General features: G+C 59.3%; 1 protein-coding gene. It reads left to right on the forward strand.

What is annotated here, in order from left to right; genetic code table 11:
* Positions 1–816, forward strand: an 816-nt coding sequence (locus KNO92_RS14680; protein ID WP_214761895.1) for a transposase, incomplete at both ends; no start/stop codon positions are given.

Below are 816 nucleotides of genomic sequence, written 5' to 3' on the forward strand. Positions count from 1 at the left end.
TATCGCGACCAGAAGCCGGAAGGCTTTTTCTGGCTGGCCCATCGGACGGTCGACGCCAAGCACAATTTCATCGTCGATGTACACGTCACGTCCGGAAATGTGTCGGACAGTACCGTCTACCTCGATCGGCTCGACCATGTCCTCGAACGTTTCCGCTTCCCGCTCGAGGCGGTCGCGCTCGATGCCGGCTACTTCACGACCGGGATCGCGAAGGCGCTCGTCGAACGGGGTGTTTTCGGGGTCATCGCTCGGCGGCGTTTCGGCGGGAAGAAAGGAATGTTCCGCAAGACCCGGTACACGTACCTGCCGGAAGAGGATGCTTATCTCTGTCCGGCGCGACAGCGCCTCACCTATCAGACGACGGACCGTCACGGCTATCACCATTATGTCTCCGACCCTTCGATTTGTCAGAACTGCCCGCTCCTAGAGAAGTGCACGTCCAGCCGGACGCACCGACGGGACATCACCCGCCACGTCGACGAGCACTACCGCGAGCAGGTGAACGAGAACCGCCTGTCCGCGTCTGGGAAATCCCTCTACCGACTGCGGCCGCAGACCGTCGAGCGCTCGTTCGCCGACGGGAAAGAGCTCCATGGGCTCCGTTTCACCTTCTACAGGGGGACCGCGAAGGTCCAACGCGCCAATCTGGTGGCAGCCACCGCACAAAACATGAAAAAGCTGGCCAATCTGTTGGCCAGAAAGGACCGACTACATAGCATCTCTTCAATTTTTTGTCGGGCAGAGCGCCTCGAGCTCGTTGGACATAAAAAAAGACGAACCAAATCGCACGTGGCGATTTGGTTCGTCAACAGCCTG

This window comes from Exiguobacterium sp. s129 (assembly GCF_018617585.1).
Taxonomy (GTDB): Bacteria; Bacillota; Bacilli; order Exiguobacteriales; family Exiguobacteriaceae; genus Exiguobacterium; species Exiguobacterium aestuarii_A.